This window comes from Bradyrhizobium sp. NBAIM14 (genome assembly GCF_020193895.1).
GTDB classification, from domain to species: domain Bacteria; phylum Pseudomonadota; class Alphaproteobacteria; order Rhizobiales; family Xanthobacteraceae; genus Bradyrhizobium; species Bradyrhizobium yuanmingense.
In genome coordinates, this window is sequence record NZ_JADYVQ010000018.1 from 76600 (window position 1) to 97544 (window position 20945).

The 20945-nt window shown below is 64.9% G+C and carries 19 protein-coding genes; 13 read left to right on the forward strand and 6 right to left on the reverse strand.

The window, feature by feature from the left end; all coding sequences use genetic code 11:
- Window positions 1–32: 32 nt before the first annotated feature.
- Window positions 33–1559 carry a murein biosynthesis integral membrane protein MurJ gene (gene murJ / locus I6F28_RS30050; RefSeq protein ID WP_225142548.1) on the forward strand — a complete coding sequence of 509 codons (1527 nt, stop codon included), beginning with the start codon at window positions 33–35 and terminating at the stop codon, window positions 1557–1559.
- A gap of 256 nt (window positions 1560–1815) precedes the next feature.
- Window positions 1816–2211, forward strand: a complete 396-nt coding sequence (locus tag I6F28_RS30055) for a DUF1127 domain-containing protein (protein ID WP_225142549.1) — start codon at window positions 1816–1818, stop codon at window positions 2209–2211.
- A 14-nt stretch (window positions 2212–2225) separates the two neighbouring features.
- Here I6F28_RS30055 and I6F28_RS30060 read toward each other — a convergent pair whose 3' ends face one another.
- Complete coding sequence (locus tag I6F28_RS30060) at window positions 2226–2690, reverse strand: hypothetical protein (protein ID WP_225142551.1); 465 nt, start codon at window positions 2688–2690, stop codon at window positions 2226–2228.
- Between the two features lie 257 nt (window positions 2691–2947).
- On the opposite strand from I6F28_RS30060, the gene I6F28_RS30065 reads away from it, so the two are divergent.
- From I6F28_RS30065 to I6F28_RS30080, 4 genes are all read left to right on the forward strand, one after another.
- The gene (locus tag I6F28_RS30065) at window positions 2948–3235 is read left to right on the forward strand and encodes a hypothetical protein (protein ID WP_225142553.1); all 288 of its coding nucleotides are present in this window, start codon (window positions 2948–2950) and stop codon (window positions 3233–3235) included.
- Between the two features lie 176 nt (window positions 3236–3411).
- On the forward strand, window positions 3412–5721 hold the full coding sequence (locus I6F28_RS30070) for a xanthine dehydrogenase family protein molybdopterin-binding subunit (RefSeq protein WP_225114174.1): 2310 nt from the start codon (window positions 3412–3414) through the stop codon (window positions 5719–5721).
- A 128-nt stretch (window positions 5722–5849) separates the two neighbouring features.
- On the forward strand, window positions 5850–6299 hold the full coding sequence (locus I6F28_RS30075; RefSeq protein WP_036032069.1) for a cytochrome c: 450 nt from the start codon (window positions 5850–5852) through the stop codon (window positions 6297–6299).
- A gap of 228 nt (window positions 6300–6527) precedes the next feature.
- Complete coding sequence (locus I6F28_RS30080) at window positions 6528–7811, forward strand: cystathionine gamma-synthase family protein (protein WP_225142555.1); 1284 nt, start codon at window positions 6528–6530, stop codon at window positions 7809–7811.
- 212 nt (window positions 7812–8023) lie between these two features.
- Here I6F28_RS30080 and I6F28_RS30085 read toward each other — a convergent pair whose 3' ends face one another.
- Window positions 8024–8443 carry a CHRD domain-containing protein gene (locus I6F28_RS30085; protein ID WP_036015536.1) on the reverse strand — a complete coding sequence of 140 codons (420 nt, stop codon included), beginning with the start codon at window positions 8441–8443 and terminating at the stop codon, window positions 8024–8026.
- A 147-nt stretch (window positions 8444–8590) separates the two neighbouring features.
- On the opposite strand from I6F28_RS30085, the gene I6F28_RS30090 reads away from it, so the two are divergent.
- Window positions 8591–9514, forward strand: coding sequence for a c-type cytochrome (locus tag I6F28_RS30090; RefSeq protein ID WP_225142557.1), 924 nt, complete (start codon window positions 8591–8593; stop codon window positions 9512–9514).
- 137 nt (window positions 9515–9651) lie between these two features.
- Here the strand turns inward: I6F28_RS30090 and I6F28_RS30095 are convergent, their stop codons facing one another.
- Together I6F28_RS30095 and I6F28_RS30100 are read right to left on the reverse strand one after the other, a co-directional pair.
- Window positions 9652–9897 carry an Lrp/AsnC ligand binding domain-containing protein gene (locus I6F28_RS30095; RefSeq protein ID WP_018642903.1) on the reverse strand — a complete coding sequence of 82 codons (246 nt, stop codon included), beginning with the start codon at window positions 9895–9897 and terminating at the stop codon, window positions 9652–9654.
- Between the two features lie 102 nt (window positions 9898–9999).
- A complete protein-coding gene (locus I6F28_RS30100; RefSeq protein ID WP_225142559.1) occupies window positions 10000–11943 on the reverse strand; it encodes a hybrid sensor histidine kinase/response regulator in 1944 nt (647 codons plus the stop codon).
- A gap of 356 nt (window positions 11944–12299) precedes the next feature.
- On the opposite strand from I6F28_RS30100, the gene thiD reads away from it, so the two are divergent.
- The 4 genes from thiD to I6F28_RS30120 all read left to right on the forward strand — a co-directional run bounded on the left by thiD (window position 12300) and on the right by I6F28_RS30120 (window position 16301).
- A complete protein-coding gene (thiD, locus tag I6F28_RS30105) occupies window positions 12300–13100 on the forward strand; it encodes a bifunctional hydroxymethylpyrimidine kinase/phosphomethylpyrimidine kinase (protein ID WP_225142561.1) in 801 nt (266 codons plus the stop codon).
- 190 nt (window positions 13101–13290) lie between these two features.
- Entirely contained in the window at window positions 13291–14103 is an 813-nt protein-coding gene (locus I6F28_RS30110) for a UDP-2,3-diacylglucosamine diphosphatase (RefSeq protein ID WP_109143147.1), read from the forward strand.
- Between the two features lie 13 nt (window positions 14104–14116).
- Window positions 14117–15160 carry a glycosyltransferase family 4 protein gene (locus tag I6F28_RS30115; RefSeq protein ID WP_225142563.1) on the forward strand — a complete coding sequence of 348 codons (1044 nt, stop codon included), beginning with the start codon at window positions 14117–14119 and terminating at the stop codon, window positions 15158–15160.
- 157 nt (window positions 15161–15317) lie between these two features.
- Window positions 15318–16301 carry a threonine/serine dehydratase family protein gene (locus I6F28_RS30120; RefSeq protein WP_109143149.1) on the forward strand — a complete coding sequence of 328 codons (984 nt, stop codon included), beginning with the start codon at window positions 15318–15320 and terminating at the stop codon, window positions 16299–16301.
- A 187-nt stretch (window positions 16302–16488) separates the two neighbouring features.
- Here the strand turns inward: I6F28_RS30120 and I6F28_RS30125 are convergent, their stop codons facing one another.
- Entirely contained in the window at window positions 16489–18300 is a 1812-nt protein-coding gene (locus I6F28_RS30125) for a caspase family protein (RefSeq protein WP_225142565.1), read from the reverse strand.
- A 165-nt stretch (window positions 18301–18465) separates the two neighbouring features.
- Between I6F28_RS30125 and I6F28_RS30130 the strand changes: the two genes are divergently transcribed.
- Both I6F28_RS30130 and I6F28_RS30135 read left to right on the forward strand, forming a co-directional pair.
- The gene (locus I6F28_RS30130; protein ID WP_036015548.1) at window positions 18466–18909 is read left to right on the forward strand and encodes an RbsD/FucU family protein; all 444 of its coding nucleotides are present in this window, start codon (window positions 18466–18468) and stop codon (window positions 18907–18909) included.
- A 94-nt stretch (window positions 18910–19003) separates the two neighbouring features.
- Complete coding sequence (locus I6F28_RS30135) at window positions 19004–19399, forward strand: hypothetical protein (protein ID WP_225129748.1); 396 nt, start codon at window positions 19004–19006, stop codon at window positions 19397–19399.
- A 121-nt stretch (window positions 19400–19520) separates the two neighbouring features.
- Here I6F28_RS30135 and I6F28_RS30140 read toward each other — a convergent pair whose 3' ends face one another.
- Entirely contained in the window at window positions 19521–20942 is a 1422-nt protein-coding gene (locus tag I6F28_RS30140; RefSeq protein WP_225142567.1) for a hypothetical protein, read from the reverse strand.
- Window positions 20943–20945: the final 3 nt, after the last annotated feature.

A 20945-nucleotide genomic window follows, 5' to 3' on the forward strand; every position in this document is an offset into this window, starting at 1 on the left:
CCTCCGTCCGATAAGTCTCTACAACAATCCGCATGCTCGGACGCATCTTCACGGTCGGTGGTTACACGCTGCTGTCGCGGCTGACGGGGTTTGCCCGCGACATCATGCTCGCGGCGATCCTCGGTGCCGGGCCGGTGGCCGACGCCTTTTTCGTGGCGCTGCGGCTTCCCAACCATTTCCGCGCGATCTTCGCCGAGGGCGCCTTCAACGCCGCCTGGGTGCCGGCCTATGCCCATGTCCATGGCGAGAAGGGGGAGGCGGCCGCACATTTGTTCGCCGACCGCATCTTCACGCTGCTCCTGGCCTCGCAGGTGGTGCTGCTGATCGCCGCCTGGCTGTTCATGCCGCAGGCCATGAGCATCCTGGCGCCAGGCTTCGGTGAGGATGCCGAGCAGCGCAAGCTCGCGATCGAGTTGACCCGCATCACCTTTCCCTATCTGCTCTTGATCACGCTGGTGACGCTCTATGGCGGCATGCTCAACGTGATGCAGCGCTTTGCCAGCGCCGCGGCCGCTTCGATCTTCCTCAACGTCGCGATGATGATGACGCTGGCGGTTGCCGTCTGGTTTCCGACCGCAGGCCATGCCGCGGCCTGGGGCGTGCTGATCTCCGGCTTCCTGCAATATTTCCTGCTCGCGGGCGATCTCGCCCGCCATGGCGGCCTGCCGCGCTTTGCGCCCTTGAAGCTTGATGAGGACGTTCGCGGCTTCTTCAAAGCGCTCGGACCTGCGACGCTGGGCTCGATGGGCACGCAGCTCGCGCTGTTCGCCGACACCATCATTGCGACGTTCCTGCCCGCCGGTGCGCTGTCGGCGCTCTATTATGCCGACCGGCTTAACCAGCTGCCGATCGGCGTCATCGGCATCGCCATCGGCACGGTGCTGCTGCCGGAGATGTCGCGGCGGATCACCGCAAACGACCACGACGGTGCGCTGAGCGCGCAGCGCCGTGCCTTCGATTTCACGCTGCTGTTCTCGATCCCGTTCGTCGCGGCCTTCCTCACCGTGCCCGATGCGATCATGCGCGCACTGTTCGCGCGCGGTGCGTTCTCCAAGGCCGATGCCGCCGCCGCCGGTGCGACGCTCGCGGCCTATGCCATCGGCCTCATCCCGTTCGTGCTGATCCGCAGTGCGGTCGCGACCTTCTATGCCCGCAAGGACACCGCAACGCCGGTCCGCGCGTCGCTGACCGGCATCGCGGTCAATGTCGCGCTGAAGGTCGCCTTGATGGGATCACTCGCCCAGATCGGCCTCGCGCTGGCGACCGCCGTCGGCGTCTGGACCAATCTCTTGCTGGTGCTGTTCTTCGCCGTGCGGCGCGGCTTTCTCGTGCTCGACCGCGCCTGGCTGCTGTCGCTCGCCAAGTTCTTGCTAAGCGGCCTCATCCTCGCCGCCGCGTTCTGGCTGATTGCGCACTTCAGCAGCCCTTGGCTGGGCGCGATGCACTTCCGGGATGAATTGATACTGATCCTGCTCGCCGTCGGCGGCACGATCGTCTACGCGCTCGCGATCCTCGTATTGTTCGGACGCAAGTGGCTGGTCTCGCTGGTGCGGGGTTAGAGAGCACGGCATTCGCCTCCAAGCTGCAGCCAACATCGGCACATCTCTTGATTTTGCGCGATTGCGGTGGTAGGAGTCGCTCATGATCAAATGCTCGCGCAAAGTCTCCCGCAATCACATCACCCGCTTCGGCTGGGCGGTGGGAGGAGTCGTGCGCTAGGATTTCGACGACATCTTTTTCACCAGGCCCCGCCGGCATCGGACGGGGCCTTTTGTTTGGCCACGCTCCCTGCCGGCTCAACAGCAGGAGCGTCCGATGCCACCACAACTGACCAGCATTTCATCCGAGGCCGAGCACGATGCGGCGGTGCTTCGCCTCGACCAATCCATTGCGCTCGCGAAGCAGGCCATGGACGAGGTTCTGGCGGCAGCGGCTCGTCTCAACGTGTCCGTTGCAACGCCGGGCCAAGCCTTGTCGGGGAGAGAAGCTGCCGCAGCCGCGCCGGCGCAAAGCCTCCTGGGCCTGCTCAAGCGATATTGGTCTGCTCTTGGGAAGTGGCGCCTGCACCCGCGGGGCAGTTTGCTGGATCTGAGCGACAGGGAGCTGATGGACATCGGCCTGACGCGCGCCGAGATCAACTATCTCGCACCTGGGCGGGAGATCGATGCGCTCAGAGATAGTACGAGGTATCTGCTGAGCCGCGGAATGTGAGTGATCGACGATCCTCACGCCGGCATATGACCTGCCGCGCGCGGGTTGAACTCGGCAAGGTCTGGCTCAATCCAGCCGTGCCGGGCCTCCCGCGAGAACAGCGCTTCGCGGCTCCAGAAACGTAAGAGTACATCCTTTTCGGTTGCCGGGGACGCCAGCACCGCGTTGCAGGCGGCGACAATGTCGCGGCGGCCGACCTCCGCAAGAATTCCTTCGATGATCATCAAGAAAGCCATCGTAATCGTGTGGTGATAGCCACGCACATCGTCGTTCACGCCGCCAGCGGCAACATTGTAGGCGCGGATCATCTCGGGGAGTTCGACCCGCCAGTCCCGAGCCGGATCAGTGGCGAGCAAGTAGCTCGTCACGATCAGATGTTCACGATGGCTGAAACGTGCCCCCGGAAGTGTACGCGCGAGGAAGCCCTCGCTCAGTTCGGCGACCTCTGCAGCATCCGTGCAGCTACGTCTGTTGCTCATGGCGGCGTCCTATGTTACCTTAGTACCAAGGTAACATTAAAGGCAAATTGGGATCGGTCAACTCGGCCGCCCAGGCTCTGCCTGTGTGACAACAATCGTTCCTCGGTCAGACCGTCGACCCCGCAGGCGTCCGAACGAATCCAAGATTCACCTGGTCTCTGAGGACGTGAGTTGCAGGGCTGGAGACCGATGCCCGAGCAAGTCCGGCAATGGCATGATGCGACTAAACCCCCGCCTTCCGATCGAGGTCACACATTATGAACCCAGAAGCCCACAAGCATTCAGTCCAACGCGTACAGACGGGAGTTCGGATTGAGAAGCGCATTCTCAAGGTCGCGAAGGGCCTCGCTGAATACCTGGATATGAGCCTTGGTGATTTGCTGGAGGGCGTTCTCCTGCATTCGTTCGAAGGCAAGACTCCGTTCGAGCCTGCGACGCTGCAACGCATTTCGACGCTGAAAGATTTGTACGGGCTGACGCTCACGGCCTCCGATGCTCATCAGCTATCTGAAGCTCGGGGTGAGCACGAGAACAGCCAAGCGTGAGCGCTTGGCTCTCGCCGTCAACGTCACACGATCACGCTGGGGCCTGCCGTGCATTCCAGTGAGGCACGCGTGGCGCTTTTGAAGCTGCCACCCGTGCGCCCGCCGAAACCCGTTTGCCTTGCCAGTTTTTCCACGGCAATATGCCCACAAAACAACCATGAGAACGGGAAGATAAAATGGCGGCTCCCATCAAGTTCGGCGTTGGCCAAAGCGTGCTGCGCAAGGAGGATGATGCGCTCATCCGCGGCAAGGGCCGCTATACCGACGATTACGCGCCGCAGGCTGCGCTCCGCTGCCTGGTGCTGCGCTCGCCGCATGCGCATGCCAAATACACCGTCGATGCGACCCGCGCCCGCGGCCTGCCGGGTGTTGCGCTGATCCTGACGGCCGACGACGTCGGGGATCTCGGCAATCTGCCCTGCCTGTTCAACCTCGAGACCGATCCGTTCACCGGCCCGCCTTACCCGATCCTGGCCAAGGACGAGGTGCGCCATGTCGGCGACGCCATCGCCTTCGTGGTCGCCGAGACCATCGACCAGGCTCGCGACGCGATCGAGGCGATCGAGGTCAAATGGTCGCCGCTGCCCGCGGTGACCGGCGTCGTCAACGCCGTGAAGAAAGGCGCAGCCTTGGTCTGGCCGGACAAGCCGGGCAACGTGCTGTTCGACGTCTCGATCGGCGACAAAGCGGCGACGGAAGCTGCCTTCGCGAAAGCGCATGCGGTCGCCGAGATCTCCATCGTCAATCCGCGCGTGGTTGCAAGCTTCTTGGAGACCCGTGCGGCGGTCTGCGAATACGATTCCAAGCGCGACCATCTGACGCTAACGGTCGGCAGCCAGGGCAGCCACCGTCTGCGCGACATCCTCTGCCAGAACGTGCTCAACATCCCTACCGACAAGATGCGGGTGATCTGCCCCGACGTCGGCGGCGGGTTCGGCACAAAACTGTTTCCGTATCGGGAATATGCCCTGATGGCCGTCGCTGCGCGCAAACTGAAGAAGGCGGTGAAGTGGGCGGCCGACCGCTCCGAGCATTTCATGGGCGATGCGCAGGGCCGCGACAACGTCACCACTGCCAAGATGGCGCTGGCTGAAGACGGCAAGTTCCTCGCGATGGATTGCGACCTCATGGGCGACATGGGCGCGTATCTGTCGACCTTCGGGCCCTACATCCCGCATGGCGGCGCCGGCATGCTGCCCGGCCTCTACGACATCCAGGCCTTCCATTGCCGGGTGCGCACGATCTTCACCCACAGCGTGCCGGTCGACGCCTATCGCGGCGCGGGCCGGCCCGAAGCCGCCTATGTCATCGAGCGCCTCGTCGATGCCTGCGCGCGAAAGCTCGACATGACGCCGGATGCCATCCGCCGCAAGAATTTCATCCCTCCGAAGGCGCTGCCCTACAAGACCGCGACCGGCAAGGTCTACGATTCCGGCGACTTCGCCGCGCACCTGAAGCGCGCGATGGAGATCGCGGAATGGAAGGAATTCCCCAAGCGCGCCAAGGCGGCCAAGAAGGGCGGCCTGATCCGCGGCATCGGGCTTGCGAGCTATGTCGAGATTTGCGGCGTGATGGGTGAAGAGACGGCCAACGTCCGCCTCGATGCCAATGGCGACGTCACCGTGCTGATCGGCACGCAATCGAGCGGGCAGGGCCATCAGACCGCCTATGCGCAGATCGTCGCCGAACAGTTCGGCGTGGCGCCCGAGCGCGTGCATGTTCGCCAGGGCGACACAGACGAGATCGCGACCGGCCTCGGCACCGGCGGCTCGGCCTCGATCCCCTCCGGCGGCGTCAGCGTCGAGCGCGCCACGCGCGAGCTCGGTTCGAGGCTGAAGGAGATCGCGGCACAGGCGCTGGAAGCCAGCGCGGGCGACCTCGAAATCTCCGAAGGCGTGGTGCGGATCGCCGGCACCGACCGCTCGATCTCGTTTGCCGACCTGGCCAAGCGGCCCGGCGTCGATCCATCGAAGCTGAACGGTAGCGCGACCTTTGCCAGCGCCGACGGCACTTATCCCAACGGCACCCATGTTGCGGAGGTCGAGATCGATCCGGCGACCGGCATCATCAAAATCGTCAACTACGTGATCGTCGACGATTTCGGCAAGACGCTCAATCCGCTGCTCTTGGCCGGCCAGGTGCATGGCGGCGCCATGCAGGGCATCGGCCAGGCCTTGATGGAGCAGGTGGTGTATGGACCGACCGACGGCCAGCTCATCACCGCGACCTTCATGGACTATGCGCTGCCGCGCGCGGCGGACGGGCCGGCCTTCGTGTTCGAGACCCACAACGTGCCCTGCAAGACCAATCCGATGGGCGTGAAGGGGGCCGGCGAGGCCGGCGCGATCGGCTCCTGTCCGGCCGTGGTCAACGCCATCGTCGATGCGCTCTGGCGCGAGTACAAGATCGACCACATCGACATGCCGGCAACGCCCGAGCGGGTGTGGGTTGCGATCAGCGAGCATCACCGCCGTCACAGCTTGTGAAGCCGCGCTTCCCGCGCGCACGGGAATAAACCCGCCGCGCGGGGTTCTACCCATGATGGGTCCCGGCTTCGCGTGAAGCCGGTGACGTCTCATTCCCTGAACGTCTCGATAGCCGGAGAAACCAACCAATGAAACGGACGATGATTGTCGCGGGCGTCCTCGTGCTGGGCGCGGGCGCCGTCATGGCGCAACAGGAGATTGCCGTCCAGCAGGACAATCTGATGCGGGCAATCGCCAAGAATCAGTATGGCGTGCTTCAGAAGATGAGCAAGGGCGATATTCCCTTCGACAAGAAGGCTGCCGATGAGGCCATCGCCAGCATCGAGGCCGATGTTGCCAAGATCGCCAAGACCTTCGAGATCAATCCCAAGCAGGATGTCGTCAACGCGACCTATGGTTCGTCGCCGAAGGTCTGGCAGAACAAGGCCGATTTCGATGCCAAGATCCCGCCGGTGCAGAAGGCGATCGCCGACGCCAAAGGCAAGATCACCAATGTCGCGGGCCTGAAGGCGGCCTACACGGCGATCAACGACCGCTGCAATGATTGTCACGAAACCTATCGCGTGAAATTGAAATAGCGGGCGCAGTTAACGGGCTACCAAGGACTTCAGAAGGGCGGTTGCGAAAGCAACCGCCTTTTTCTTGACCGCGGCCTGCAGGAACTTCCGTCCGCAAGGCCTGACGGATTGCCGCGAGAGCGGCTATCTTTGCACCAACGGCCGTGCGCTCACACGAGTCTCCTCCCGGCATCCTCACGTGGGATTCCCAGCGCGCGGCGAGCACCTCGATCAACAGCGAGACAGGCCATGGCAAAACCGTTCCCCTCCAAGACCCATATCGGCAATCATATGCTGCATCCGGAAACCCTGATGCTGACCTATGGCTATGATCCGCAATTGTCCGAGGGCGCCATCAAGCCGCCGGTGTTCCTGACCTCCACCTTCGTGTTCAAGACCGCCGAGGACGGGCAGGACTTCTTCGACTACGTCGCCGGACGGCGCGAGCCGCCGGAAGGCATGGGCGCCGGCCTGGTCTATTCGCGCTTCAATCATCCCAACAGCGAGATCGTCGAGGACAGGCTCGCGATCTACGAGCGCACGGAGAGTTGCGCGCTGTTCTCGTCCGGCATGGCGGCTATCGCCACCACGATCCTGGCCTTCGTTCGCCCCGGCGATGTCATCCTGCACTCGCAGCCGCTCTATGGCGGGACGGAGACGCTGCTGACGAACACGCTCGCGCGCCTGTCGATCGGCGCCGTCGGCTTTGCCGACGGCATCGACGAGACGGCGGTCAAGCAGGCCTCGGAGGAGGCCATGGGCAAGGGGCGGGTTTCGATGATCCTGATCGAGACGCCGGCCAATCCGACCAACGGCCTCGTCGACATCGCAATGATCCGCCGCATCGCCGATTCCATCGGCAAGGCCCAGGGACACACGCCGGTCGTCGCCTGCGACAACACGCTGCTCGGGCCGGTGTTTCAGCGGCCGATCGAGCACGGCGCGGATCTGTCGCTGTATTCGCTGACGAAATATGTCGGCGGCCATTCCGACCTGATCGCGGGCGCCGCGCTCGGATCGAAGGCGATCATGAAAGGCATCAAGGCGCTGCGCGGCGCCATCGGCACCCAGCTCGATCCGCATTCCTGCTGGATGATCAACCGTTCGCTCGAGACGCTCAGCCTGCGGATGGAGAAGGCCGATGCGAATGCGCGGCTCGTGGCGGACTTCCTGCGCGACCATCCGAAGGTCGCCAGGGTGCACTATCTCGGTCACCACGAGCAGGGCTCGCTGTCCGGCCGTGTGTTCGCGCGGCAATGCCTGGGCGCGGGCTCGACGTTCTCGTTCGACATCGTCGGCGGCAAGGAGGCGGCGGTGAAATTCCTCAACGCGCTGCAGATCCTCAAGCTGGCGGTGAGCCTTGGCGGCACGGAATCGCTCGCAAGCCTGCCGGCGACGATGACCCATTCCGGCGTTCCCGCCGACATCCGCCAAAAGATCGGCGTGCTCGATTCCACGATCCGGCTGTCGATCGGCATCGAGAACCCGTCGGACCTGATCGCCGACCTCGCGCAGGCGCTGAACGCGGCTTGAGCACGGTCAGAGTCGTAGCGTCGTAGCCCGGATGGGGCGCAGCGAAATCCGGGGACCTGTCCGCAACGCGCAGGGCTCCCGGATTGCACCAACGGGCGGCGCTTCGCGCCGACCGTTGGCTCCATCCGGGCTACGAAGTTGCTTGGAATCGAAAAGGCCGGACGCTCCCTCCTTGCGTCCGGCCTTTCCGCGACGAAGCCCGCGTTTTCGCTTTACTTCGTCACCTGACCGCGGATCTCGCCGGCCGGGTTCGCCGCGGTATGGATGTTGATGTAGTACTTGCCGCCGAGCAGATCGGCGGCCTGCGCGTCGGTGAGCGTGGCTTCGCCCTTGACCGGGCTCGAAGCTGCATTCGGGATCGGGACCGCGACGCCGGCGTTCTTGCCGGCTTCGGCAGGCCCGTGGAAATGCGCGGCGGTGGCGGGGCCCGAGAGGCCGGAATAGGTGACGGTCCAGGACAGCTTCTTGCTGGCAGCGTCGTAGTCCAGATCGGCCGTTCCGGTCGCGCTGCTGGTGTTGGCGGGGACTTCGGATTTGCCGTCCAGCGTCGCCTTCAGTTTCTCCGCGCTGGCCGGGGCGGCGAACGCAACGGCGGCTCCGAGTACCAGTGTGGCAAAAACGGCTTTGGTCATGGCTTTCTCCTGTTGACGCCTGATTGCTTTTCAAACAGTGCGTCATGCGGTTTATTCCGGCATTACATCCGGGCCGTCTAAAATATTCGTGGTTGGATCGAGCGCGGCATGACCCTTAAGTTCGCGCGTTCACGATGGAATGATCGAATGTTGCGACGAACGCTCCTTGCCGCCCTGATCGCCGCCGCCGCGGCGTTCGCACTCTATTGGTGGTTGACCGCCCCGGCCGTGCTGGCCTTGCCGGCGCCGACACGCAACGCCGATCTCGCCAACGGGCAGGAGCTGTTCAACGCCGGCGGCTGCTCGTCCTGTCATGCCACCCCCAATCAGCCCGATCGCCTGCGGCTCGGCGGCGGGCTGGCGCTGGGCTCGCCGTTCGGGACGTTCTACGTCCCCAATATTTCCCCCGATCCCGCCTACGGGATCGGCCGCTGGAGCGAGGCCGATTTCGTCAACGCCGTGATGCGCGGCATCTCGCCCACGGGCACGCACTATTTCCCCGCCTTTCCCTACACGTCCTATCATCTGGCCAGTGTCGACGACGTCCGCGATCTCTTTGCCTATCTGAAGACGCTTCCGTCGGTGTCCGGCACAGTGGGTGACCACGCGCTGCCGTTTCCGTTCAACATCCGCCGCAATGTCGGCATCTGGAAGCTGCTGTTCATGGACACCGCGCCGTTCGTCGCGGACGCCGCGCGCTCGCCGCAATGGAATCGCGGAGCCTATCTCGTGAACGCTTTCGGCCATTGCGCCGAATGCCACAGCCCGCGCAATGCGCTCGGCGGCATCATCGCCAGCCAGCGCTTTGCCGGTGGGCCCAATCCCGAAGGGGAGGGCTGGGTGCCCAACATCACGCAGCAGGGCATCGGCAACTGGAGCGAGAAGGATATCGCGGATTTTCTCGAGACCGGCGACCTGCCCGAGGGCGACAGCGCTTCGGGCGCGATGCGGGCGGTGATCAAGAATCTGGCGCAACTTACCGCGGAAGACCGCGCCGCGATGGCCGCCTATCTGAAGTCGCTGCCGCCGGTGCAGGGACCGACACCGCCCAAGCGCAAGGAGGGCGGCTAGCGCTGCCGGCGCTTCGGCCGTTGTTTTGCGCGTGATCTAAAGCGCGATGAGATTGGGATGAATCATCATCGCGCTTTAGGTTGTTGTTTACGCATGATCTTTCCGGAAAACCGCTTCGCACTTTTCCGGATCATGCTTTAGCCGGTGCCGAACGCCTTGAAGGTGATGATGGTGAGAGTGTCCTGGATGCCCGGCAGCACCTGCACCTTCTCATTCACGAAGTGGCCGATGTCGGTATCCTTGTCGACGTAGAACTTCACCAGGAGGTCGTATTGGCCGGCCGTGGAGTAGATCTCGGAGGCGATCTCGGCTTCGGCAAGCGCATTGGCCACCGTATAGGACTGGCCGAGCTTGCATTTGATCTGAACGAAAAAAGGAACCATCGCGGGCACTCCGAAAGCGTATTCTTCCGGCTAATAGGCCAAAACCGGCTGGATTTAGCAAGCGAACTTGCTGGATCATCCGAGGTGCATTCGGGCGCGATGCTAGGATGGGACCACTGCGGCGGCCAATGCATCCCTCAGGCGCTGGGCGAGCTCGACCTTGCGGTAGGGCTTGGTCAGCACGACCGCTCGCGCCTGCGCGCGGCCCTGCTCGACCAGGGTCTCCAGCGCGTAGCCCGAGGTGAACAGGACCGGCAGGCCGGGACGCACCCGCCGCGCCTGATCGGCGAGCTCCCAGCCGCTCATTCCGCCGGGCATCACGATATCGGTGAACAGCAAGTCGATGCCGGGATCGCTCTGCAGCTGCTGCAAGGCATCCTTGCCGTTGACCGCGGCGACGACGCGATATCCGAGCGCTTCTACCCTGCGAATGACGGAGGAGCGGACGAACGGATCGTCCTCGACGATCAGGACCGTCTCGTAGCCTCGCGGCGCCGTGTCCTCGCCGTCGGGAAGATCGGCTTGGGACCTACCGGTGCTCGCGCGCGGCAGGTAGATCCTGGCCGTGGTCCCAAGGCCAGCCTCGCTGTAGATCGAGACATGGCCGCCTGATTGCTTGGCAAAGCCATAGACCATGCTGAGGCCGAGGCCCGAGCCCTTGCCGACCTCCTTGGTGGTGAAGAACGGCTCGAACGCGCGTGCGGCGACCTCCGGCGTCATGCCTTCGCCGTCATCGGTAACCGCGATCAGGACGTAGCTGCCGGGTGCGACCTCCCGGTGAACGGCACCGTCATCATCCTCGATCGTGATCAGCTCCGTGGCCAGCGTGAGGTGGCCTCCCGATGGCATGGCATCCTGCGCGTTGAGCGCGAGATTGAGCACGGCGGATTCGAGCTGCGCGCGGTCGGCAAAGGCCAGGATCGTGCCGGGCCCGGAGGTCGTCCTGATCTCGATGTCTTCGCGCAAGGTGCGCTTGAGCAGCTTGAACATGGAATCGAGCAGGCTCCGGCAATCGATCGTCTGAGGCCGCAGCAATTGGCGGCGGCTGAAGGCGAGCAGGCGCTGCGTCAGCTCGGCACCCCGTTCGCCCGATTGGCAGATGTCGTCGGCAAAGCGCCCGAGGTCGGGCCTCGCCTTTAGCTGCTCGCTCAGGTGCTCGGCATTGCCGATGATGACGGTCAGCAGATTGTTGAAGTCATGCGCGATGCCGCCGGAGAGCTGACCGACCGTCTCCATCTTCTGCGCCTGCTGAAGCTGCTGCTCGGTCAGCTTGCGCGCGGTGAGGTCGTGGACGATGCCGACGAAGATCAATTCGCCGTCCTGCCGCGCCTGGCCGACCGACAGCTCCATCGGAAACGTCGTGCCGTCCTTGCGCAGGCCGACGGCCTCGCCGCCGGTCGCGAAATGCCGCGCCTGGCGCTCGGATGCTGCATCCGCCTCGGGCATCAGCATGCCGACGTTGCGGTTCATCACCTCGTCGGCACGGTAGCCGAACAAGCGCTCGCAGGCCGGATTGAACAGCAGGATGCGGTCCTGCGCATCGAGCAGGATGACGCCGTCGACCGCGGTCTCGACGATCGCGGTGAGGCGCGCCACGCTCTCGCGCATCGCGCGCTGGGCGTCGCGGACCTGCTGCAGCAGCAGCGTGGCGTCGCGGCTCTTGATTTCCTCCTCCTCGAGCGCGGCCTGGACCTGTCGCAGCTCGAACGGCGAGGGGATCGTGAGGATCTTCGGCAGCAGCGGCCAGAGCGCGGCGGCGGTGAAGACCGACGCGACCGCCGTGGCGGCCTTGAGCATGCCCTCGATGCCGTAGATCGGAACCCAGAGCGTATAGATCGACAGCACGTGGGTCAGGCCGCACGCCATGATGAAGATCGCGAACGCCCAGTAGACCCAGCCGAACTTGAGGTCGCGCCGCTTGGTGACGAGGATGGCGAGGGCGAACGGGATCGAGAAATAGGCGGCGGCAATGCTGGCGTCGGAAACGACGTGAAGCCAGATCAGCTCAGGCTCCCACAACAGGCAGATGCCGTGCGGCGACAGCATGGACGAGTCGAGGAGACGTTCGAAGAAGGCCCACATCGTTCCACCCCAAGGAGTCTTGTTCAGGTGGCTTGCGGGGCCGGCGGCCCGCAACATGGGGGCGCTGGACGGTTCCACCACCTGACGTCTCGCGTAACCGGCGAAGCACGCTAAGGTACGCGACTATAGCAAGGGTCCGGCGCCGTTGCATTTTCAAGCCCGCATCATTGCGGGCCTTGGTCCGCGCGGTGTCCGACTGATTCGCAAGGCGCGCAATCGGTTCGCGAATCACGCCTGGCGGCGGCCCGGCGCGCTTGCTGACGTTCCACGGTCGCGCTACGAGAGGCCATGGCGGCCTCCTCAAGCACATGTCTCCCGCGATGACGACCCCGGTCGCACTCACCATCGCCGGTTCCGATTCGAGCGGCGGCGCCGGCATCCAGGCGGACCTGAAGACCTTTGCCGCGCTCGGCGTCTATGGCGCCTCCGTGATCACGGCGTTGACGGCGCAGAACACGCGCGGCGTGACCGGCATTCACGCGGTGCCGGCCGGGTTCGTCACCGAGCAGATCGACGCGGTGTTCTCCGACCTCGACATCGGTGCGGTGAAGATCGGCATGGTGGCCCAGGCCGCCAGCATCGATGCCATCGCGGCCGCGCTTTCGCGCTGGGCGCCGCGGCATGTCGTGCTCGATCCCGTCATGGTGGCGACCTCCGGCGACCGCCTGCTCGCCACTGAAGCCGTCGACGCCCTGCGCACCAGGCTGATGCCGCTGGCTGCCGTGATCACGCCGAACCTGCCGGAGGCTGCGGCCCTGCTCGATGCGCCGGTGGCGGCGAGCGAGGCCGAGATCGAAAGCCAGGGACGCCGCCTGCTGGCGCTGGGCTGCCGCGCCGTCCTGATCAAGGGCGGGCACGGTGAGGGCGCCGAGAGCACTGACTATCTCGTCACTGCCGAGACCGCGATCGCGCTCGCCGCGCCGCGTGTGGCCACCCGCAACACCCATGGCACCGGCTGCTCGCTGTCCTCCGCCATCGCGGCAGGGCTGGCCAGGGGCGAGGACCTCGAGGCCGCCGTGCGCAACGCCAAGGCCTGGATCAGCGCCGCGATCGCCACCGCCGACCGCTTCAGCGTCGGCCACGGCCATGGGCCGATCCATCATTTCCACAAGTTCTACTGAGGCGGGCTTGCTTCGCCTCCCCCGCAAGCGGGGGAGGGAGCGCCCCCACCCTGCGGCGCCATGTCGCCTGATTGTCGCATGCGACTGATATTCGCGGGGAGGGCGAGGCAAGGCGTGATTCGTATTTGAAGGTGCCTCAAGGGTTCAATCGGTCATCCCCCTGTCACGGGACATTGTTACAGGCTGGCGCATGGGAAGTTACGATGTGAGTGACGAGAGCCCGGAGCGGCGCTTTCGCACGTTGTTCATCTCCGACGTCCATCTCGGGGCCCGCGGTTCACAAGCCGATCTTCTGCTCGACTTCCTGCGCTACCATGATGCCGATACGATCTATCTCGTCGGCGACATCGTCGACGGCTGGGCGCTGAAATCGAGCTGGCACTGGCCGCAATCGCATAACGACCTCGTCCAGAAGCTTTTGCGCAAGGCGCGCAAGGGCGCCAAGGTCATCTACATTCCCGGCAATCACGACGAGTTCCTGCGCAACTATTACGGTACGCATTTCGGCGGCATCGACGTGGTCGAGAACACGGTTCACACCGGCGCCGACGGCAAGCGCTATCTCGTCATTCACGGCGACATCTTCGATCTCGTGGTGCAGAACGCGCGCTGGCTCGCCCATCTCGGCGACAAGGCCTACGACTTCGCGATCCAGATGAACCGCCTGGTCAACTTCTTCCGCCGCCTGTTCGGCGTGCCCTATTGGTCGCTGTCGCAATGGGCCAAGCAGAAGGTCAAGAACGCCGTCAACTATATCGGCGCGTTCGAGCAGGCGCTCGCCGCCGAGGCGCGGCGTCACCAGGCCGACGGCGTGATCTGCGGCCACATCCACTACGCCGTGATCCGCGACGAGGCCGGCATCCGCTACATGAATTGCGGCGACTGGGTGGAGAGCTGCACCGCCCTGGTCGAGCATGACGACGGTCACTTCGAGATCATCACCTGGGCGGATCAGTTGCGGAAGCCGGAGCAGGTGCCACAGGTCGCAGCCAGAGCTGCATAACAAGGACCTCTTGATGCGCATCCTGGTCGCGACCGACGCCTGGCACCCGCAAGTCAACGGTGTGGTTCGGACGCTGACCAAGCTCTCTGACGCTGCAAAAGCGCTCGGCGTCGAGTTCACGTTCCTGACGCCGCAATCGTTCCGCACCTTCGCGATGCCGAGCTATCGCGACGTGCGCCTCGCCATGCCGCGCCCGGCCCGGATCGCAAGGCTGATCGAGGAGGCACGTCCCGACAGCATCCACATCGCGACCGAAGGGCCGATCGGCCTGATGGTCCGCCGCTATTGCCGCCAGCGCAAGCTGCCGTTCACGACCAGCTTCCATACCCGCTTTCCCGAATATGTCCGCGCCCGCGTGCCAGTGCCGGGCTCGCTGATCTGGCGGGCGCTGCGGCGCTTCCACAGCGCCAGTCGCGCCGTGATGGCGGCGACGCCGGCGCTCGCGCGCGAACTGACCGAGCGCGGCTTCGACAATGTCGTGCTGTGGCCGCGCGGCGTGGACACCACGTTGTTCCACCCGCGCGTCATCGATCTCTGCCTGCCGGCGCCCGTGTTCCTGTCGGTCGGCCGCGTCGCAGTCGAGAAGAATGTCGAGGCGTTCCTCGACCTCGACCTACCCGGCACCAAGGTGGTCGTCGGCGACGGCCCGGCGCGCGCCTCGCTGGAAGAGGTCTACCCCGATGCGATCTTCCTCGGCGAGAAGCACGGCGAGGAACTGGCGGATATCTACGCGGCCGCCGACGTGTTCGTGTTCCCGAGCAAGACCGACACTTTCGGCCTGGTCCTGCTGGAGGCGCTCGCGAGCGGCCTGCCGGTCGCGGCCTTCCCCGTGAAGGGTCCCCGCGACGTGATTGGCGATGCGCCGGTCGGCGCGCTCGATCACGATCTGCGCAATGCCTGCTTCGCCGCGCTCGATATCTCCCGGCAGGACTGCGTCGCGTTCGCCGCCAATTACACCTGGGAGGCCTCTGCAACGGTCTTTATCGACAGCATTTTGGCGGTCGGGGCGGTGCTGCCCGGCCGGACCGCCGCGGAACAGCCGCGCCAAGTCGCCTAGAGCTATCTCGATCCGATCGATCGAAATAGCTCTAGATTCTTGTTTTGACGCGTTTTCTTCACGCGAACCGGGATCCACTTCGCGCGAAAACGCTATGGGGAAATCCTCTCGCGGAGATGTCTTGCCCGGGCCTGATCGGCCGCGATAACATTCCGCCATGACCGAACAGGCCCTTCCGGTCGGCCCTGCCGACATCGATGCCGCAGCGCGCGTGATCGCGCCTTACGCCATCCGCACGCCGCTGTTGTCCTTCCCCGTGCTCAACGAGCGCGTCGGTGCGAAAGTGTTCCTGAAGCCGGAGATGCTTCAGCGCACCGGCTCGTTCAAGTTTCGCGGTGCGTTCAACAAGGTGTTCTCGATCCCGCAGGACAAGCGCGCCGGCGGCGTCGTCGCGTTCTCCTCCGGCAACCACGCCCAAGGCGTGGCGGCGGCGGCAAAGATCCTCGACATGCAGGCCACCATCGTGATGCCAGCGGACGCCCCGCTGTCGAAGCGCGAGCGCACCAAATCCTACGGCGCCGAGGTCGTGCTGTACGACCGCGACAAGGACGACCGCGAGGCGATCTCGCGCGGCATCGCCGAGAAGCGCGGCGCGACGCTTGTCAAACCCTACGACGATCCGTTCGTGATCGCAGGGCAGGGCACCGCCGGCCGCGAGATCGCCGAGGACATGGCAACGCTCGGCCTCGGCCCCGACATCGTGGTGGCGCCGGCCTCCGGCGGCGGCTTGATCGCGGGTGTCGCGACCGCCGTGAAGGCGCGCTATCCGCAAGCCGAGATCGTGGTCGCCGAGCCCGAGGCCTTCGACGATCACGGCATTTCACTCAGCGCAGGCCATCGCGAGCCGCATCCGCCGGCCGGCCGCACCATCTGCGATGCGCTGATGGCCCTGATGCCGGGCGAGATGACGTTTGCGATCAACAGCAAGCTCTTGGCGCGCGGCGTCACGGCGTCGGACAAGGAAGTCGGCGCGGCGGTCGCCTTTGCCTATCGCGAGCTGAAGCTGGTGGTGGAGCCCGGCGGCGCGGTGGGGCTTGCTGCGCTACTCGCGGGCCGCCTCGATGTCGCCGGCAAGAACGTCGTCATCGTGCTGTCAGGCGGCAATGTCGATGCGGATCTGTTCGCGGAGCTGGTGGCCTGATCGTCATTCCGGGGCTCGCGCAGCGAGAGCTATGATGCGCAATTGCGCATCTGAGAATCCATAACCACGATCGGGAGTATGGATTCCGGGCCTGCGCCTTACGGCGCATCCCGGAATGACCAAGAACAGACATGAAGAAGGGGCAGAGCGTTTCCGCTCTGCCCCTTTGTCGTCTCGCTCGCCGCAATCAGTGCGTGAAACCGCCGCGACGGTTGCCGCCATTGTTCATGCTCGGCGCTTGGTTCATCGACTGCCGGAAGTTGTTGTTGCTGCTGACCATGCGGCTCGGCATCGTGTTGATCTGCGGGCGGGTGTTCTGCACGTTGGTCTGCACCTGCACCTTATTCACCGGGTTATTGTTGAGCTTGACGATGCCGGTGTTGCCGTTGTTGAGCCGCATCGGGCGGTTCGGAGTCTGCACGTTGACCGGCTTCGACTCGATGTTCGAGCCACCCTTGCCGACATTCACCGGCATGGTCACGATCTTGCCCGGCTTGACGGTGCCGCCATTCGGCATGGTGCTGGTCGCAGGCAGGGTCACGATCTTGCCGATGCCGACCTTGCCGTTGATCGTGTTGGTCGGCGCAGGCAGCGTGACGATCTTGCTCGGGGTCTGCGGCGGCGTGCCGTTCTGCGGGTTCGGCTGGTTGTTGCCGGCAGGCAGGGTGACGATCTGGCCGCCATTGCCGAGCTTGCCGAGGACGTTACCGTCGAGCGGCTTCTGCACGACAGGCAGATTGCCGTTCACCTGCGCGCCATTGCCCTGCTGCATCAGCGGCATGTATTTGGGCTGGCCGAGATTGCCGATCTTGATCGTCGGAGCAATGGTCTGCGGCGCCAGGAACTTGGTCGCCTGCATCAGGGGGATCTGCTTCGGCTGCGTCTGCAGCTTCAGCGCGACCTGCGCATAGGGGCTGTTGCCGTAGCTCTCATAGAAGCTCTTGTAGGCGAGCGGCGAGTTGGCGAGCACCGCCTTGTGCCAGGCCTGCGAGATCAGGATGTTGTTGAGCAGCCAGCGGATGTGGTCGCACAGCGGGTCGTGCGGGTACATCCGGATGAACTCCTGATAGTACTCCGGCCGGCCCTCGGACACGACGTAGTCATAGGCCTGGCGGGTGGAGCGGCTCGGCAAATTGGAGGCCATCTGCACGACCGGCGCTTTCACCGGCGCGCGGTTGGCGGCAACGGCGGTGTCACCGAAGAAGGTGAAGTCGCTCGTCAATGACGAGCTCTCCCACGGAATCTGCGCGCCGCTGGTGGTCTGGTTGACCTGCAGGCGCACGCGCTTGAACAGCTGCTCGATCGGCACGTTGGGCTCGCGCGCGACGTTCAGGAACGCCTGTGTGTACGGGCTGTGGCCATTGGTGCCGTCGAGCGCCTCGGCACCTGGCGCGGTCGAGTAGCCGACGATCGAGCCGTTCGGCGCATCGACGATTGCCAAGCCACGGCCGGCGTCGTTGATTTCAGGGAAAGGGTTGTTGCGGCAGGCATCGAGGATGACGATGCGCATGCGGCTCGGGATCGTCTCCAGCGTCGACATCACGTCGACGAGGCGCAGCGAATTGTTGACCAGCTCGGTCGGGCTGGAAACCTTGGCGTCGACCGGAACGAGATAGTTCTCGCCGGCGAGCTGCACGCCGTGACCGGCGTAATAGACCATCGCCACCGTGTTCGGACCGCGCGAGGCGACCTTGGCGGAGAAGTCCTGGACGACGCGGAGCATGTCGTTCTGGGTCAAGTCGGTCGCGGCGACCACTTCGAACCCGGCGGAGTTCAGGAACTGCGCCATCGACTGGGCGTCATCGTCGGGATTCGCAAGCTGCGGCGCGTTCTGGTAGTTCGCATTGCCGATCACCAGCGCCACCCGCTGCTCCGGGCCTTGCAGGGCGGTGGGGGCAGGCTGAACCGGGGCGACTTGCGCGGAAACGGGCCCGCAGGCGAAGCCGAACAGGCTTCCCAGCAGGCTCGCCGTCATGAAAAAGGGCTTTAGGCGGAACATGGCGTGCTCCTTTGGCACTCATCTCGATGCGAGATTGGTTGCGCGCAAGCTTGGCCGCGTTCGAGCCTTGCGGTCCGTGATCCCTGTCACCATGCTGGCCTCCGTGATCTGAATCACGCTCGGAACCTGCTATGGTTAGCGATCGATTGGGAGGACGTCCGCCACATGCTGAAATCGATCGATCCGATCCTCACCCCCGATTTGCTCTGGCTGCTCGCCGCGATGGGCCATGGCGACGACCTCGTGTTCGTCGACGCCAATCACCCCGCCACCCGGATCGCGCAGAGCACCTCATCGCAGCGCCTGATCCAATTGCCGGGCATGACGATGGAAACTGCCATCCGGGCCATCATGTCGGTCTATCCGCTCGACGATTTCGATCCCGATCCGGTGCGTGTGATGATGCCGGTCGACGATCCCGACCGCGTGCCCGAGGTGCAGCGCGCCGTGCTCGCGGAGATCGCACGTGCGGCTGGCCGGCCGGTCACGCCCGGCAAGCTCGCGCGTCCCGATTTCTATCGCGCGGCAGCGGCAGGCTTTGGCGTCGTGCAGGTCGGCGACAGCAGGGGCTATGGTTGCTTCCTGATCAGGAAAGGCGTGATCGGCTAGTAGGGCTGCGTCGATAGACGCAACGTGAGATCAAAGCGGCCGTTTCATCGTCTGCGATGCTCCCGCGCGACCATCTGCCAGCACTCGAATTTGAATGGCGTTCGAGCAGGCGAGCGTCTATCGTCAATTCATGTCTCGCCTTCTGTGTCTCTTCGTTGCTGTCGTCCTGTCGCTGCTGCCTGCCGTCGCACCCGCCGAGCCCGTGCAAAAGCGCCCCAAGCCGGTTTGGAAGGGCTACGGCTTTCTGCCGGGCTATCGGCAGCCGCTCAGCAACAGCATCCCGCTGTACAAGCAGAAAGACGCCATGCGCCGCCTGTCGCGCGCCGACCGGCGCCATTGGTACATCGACCCGGTCCCACAATATTATCGCTGGGACGGCGAGTGGCACTATTTCGGTCGCCCCGGATTCAACGGCGGCCGCTACAACGGCGGCAGCTATGGCCCGTGCTGGACGCGCACGCCGATCGGTCCGATCTGGAATTGCGGGTGAGGCGCTGACGTCGCCTACGCGTCATTGCGAGCGCAGTGAAGCAATCCAGAATCTTTCCGCGGAGACAGTCTGGATTGCTTCGCTGCGCTCGCAATGACGGTGTGGGAGCGTGCGCGCGCCCTCACGAAAAGAACGCGATCTTCTCGGCCTGGGTCATGCGGCGGATCGGGGCGAGCGGGTCGTTGGCCGGTGCGCGGGTTTTTTGCAGGATGCCGCTGGCGAGGATGGTGGCGCCGAGCGAGGCGTCGGACATGGACGCGGGCAGGGGCGAGGGCATCGGCAGCGTCGCGGTCGGGGCTGCCGCCAATGATGCTGCGGCCGCCACGGCCGGTGCCTGCTGCTCCATCACTTCGGCGGCGGCTTCCGCGATGGCCTCGGTGAGGCGCGCGAGCGAGTCCAGCGCGATCGGCGCGTCCGCGGGCTCTTCGGCGATGGCTGCGAGGACAGGCTCGGCTGCGACCGGCTCCGGCTGTTCGGTGGCAATGGGCGCCACGACATCCGAGAGCGCCGGCTCCGGCGTCGCGGCTGCCATCTCCACCGGCTCGATGATCTCGTCGAAGTCGGGATCGGGCGCGGCCATCTCCATCGCGATGGCCTCGAGGATGGCTTCGTCCTCGGCCTCGGCTGCGGCGTCGAGCGCGAACTCCTCGCGTGCTTCCGTCAAGGCCTCCGGCTGAGCGGCCGGCTCTTCAAACACGACGGCTTCGAGCTCGGCATCATCAGGCGCGAGGTTTTCGAGTGCCGCGCTTTCGGCAGGGATCTGGTTTTCGGCCGCGATCCCCTGTGCGACAGCCGCGTCCATGGCCTGCTCGGCCATGGCGGAGGTTTCAGCGACGGCCGCTGCTTCGACGGCCGCATCGAGTTCCGGAGCTGCCGCGATCTCTTCGCGCGTCTCCGTAAAAGCCACGGATGCATCGCCCGCCATCGCCGCCGTCTCAACGGGCGAGGCTTCTGCGACTGATGACGGCGCCTCCTGCGCCGGAGCAGGCGCGGCCTGCGGCGTTGCGTCGCCGTCGAGCTGCTCGACTCGATCCTTCAGCAGATCGAACGCAGCCTTGAGATCGATCCGGGGATCGAGGGTCGAGATCTGCCCGCAGGCGGCCTCGATCGAGGCCAGCTGCGAATCAATGAGGTCGCAGATTCGCCCGTCGGCGCCGATCTCGCGCCAGCGCCAGGAGATCTCCTTGATGATGCGCACCCCGCGCGGGATCGGCGCGAGACTCGCCTCGATCGCGCCGGGATCGAACGCGGCGAGCGCGATCGTCTCGGCCTCGCGGATGGCGCGGCGGATCTCGACCAGCGCCTCGGGCAAGCGGTCCTCGACCACCGGTTGCCGCTGTGCCGCAAGGGTTTCCTCGATTTTGGCGACCGCATCCAGCACCATGCTTGTGTCGGCATTGCGGTTGCGCTTGGCATACTCGCCGAGGAACCAGCGGCCGCGCGCGGTCTCCATGAAGGCTTCGCGGATCGCTTCGTAATCCTGCTCGTTCGGCGCGGCCGCGCGGGCAGACATGGGCGAGAGGGCGAATGCTTCGTTGGCCATGAC

Excerpts from the sequence above, each read along its gene's own strand:
- I6F28_RS30065 (WP_225142553.1), top strand. The coding sequence starts at position 2,948 with ATGAACCCAGAAGCCCACAAGCATTCAGTCCAACGCGTACAGACGGGA.
- I6F28_RS30100 (WP_225142559.1), bottom strand. The coding sequence starts at position 11,943 with ATGCTGTCGCCGCACGGCATCTGCCTGTTGTGGGAGCCTGAGCTGATC.
- thiD (WP_225142561.1), top strand. The coding sequence starts at position 12,300 with ATGACGACCCCGGTCGCACTCACCATCGCCGGTTCCGATTCGAGCGGC.
- I6F28_RS30055 (WP_225142549.1), top strand. The coding sequence starts at position 1,816 with ATGCCACCACAACTGACCAGCATTTCATCCGAGGCCGAGCACGATGCG.
- I6F28_RS30085 (WP_036015536.1), bottom strand. The coding sequence starts at position 8,443 with ATGACCAAAGCCGTTTTTGCCACACTGGTACTCGGAGCCGCCGTTGCG.
- murJ (WP_225142548.1), top strand. The coding sequence starts at position 33 with ATGCTCGGACGCATCTTCACGGTCGGTGGTTACACGCTGCTGTCGCGG.
- I6F28_RS30080 (WP_225142555.1), top strand. The coding sequence starts at position 6,528 with ATGGCAAAACCGTTCCCCTCCAAGACCCATATCGGCAATCATATGCTG.
- I6F28_RS30115 (WP_225142563.1), top strand. The coding sequence starts at position 14,117 with ATGCGCATCCTGGTCGCGACCGACGCCTGGCACCCGCAAGTCAACGGT.
- I6F28_RS30095 (WP_018642903.1), bottom strand. The coding sequence starts at position 9,897 with ATGGTTCCTTTTTTCGTTCAGATCAAATGCAAGCTCGGCCAGTCCTAT.
- I6F28_RS30075 (WP_036032069.1), top strand. The coding sequence starts at position 5,850 with ATGAAACGGACGATGATTGTCGCGGGCGTCCTCGTGCTGGGCGCGGGC.
- I6F28_RS30090 (WP_225142557.1), top strand. The coding sequence starts at position 8,591 with ATGTTGCGACGAACGCTCCTTGCCGCCCTGATCGCCGCCGCCGCGGCG.
- I6F28_RS30120 (WP_109143149.1), top strand. The coding sequence starts at position 15,318 with ATGACCGAACAGGCCCTTCCGGTCGGCCCTGCCGACATCGATGCCGCA.
- I6F28_RS30060 (WP_225142551.1), bottom strand. The coding sequence starts at position 2,690 with ATGAGCAACAGACGTAGCTGCACGGATGCTGCAGAGGTCGCCGAACTG.
- I6F28_RS30110 (WP_109143147.1), top strand. The coding sequence starts at position 13,291 with ATGGGAAGTTACGATGTGAGTGACGAGAGCCCGGAGCGGCGCTTTCGC.
- I6F28_RS30070 (WP_225114174.1), top strand. The coding sequence starts at position 3,412 with ATGGCGGCTCCCATCAAGTTCGGCGTTGGCCAAAGCGTGCTGCGCAAG.
- I6F28_RS30130 (WP_036015548.1), top strand. The coding sequence starts at position 18,466 with ATGCTGAAATCGATCGATCCGATCCTCACCCCCGATTTGCTCTGGCTG.
- I6F28_RS30135 (WP_225129748.1), top strand. The coding sequence starts at position 19,004 with ATGGCGTTCGAGCAGGCGAGCGTCTATCGTCAATTCATGTCTCGCCTT.
- I6F28_RS30140 (WP_225142567.1), bottom strand. The coding sequence starts at position 20,942 with ATGGCCAACGAAGCATTCGCCCTCTCGCCCATGTCTGCCCGCGCGGCC.
- I6F28_RS30125 (WP_225142565.1), bottom strand. The coding sequence starts at position 18,300 with ATGTTCCGCCTAAAGCCCTTTTTCATGACGGCGAGCCTGCTGGGAAGC.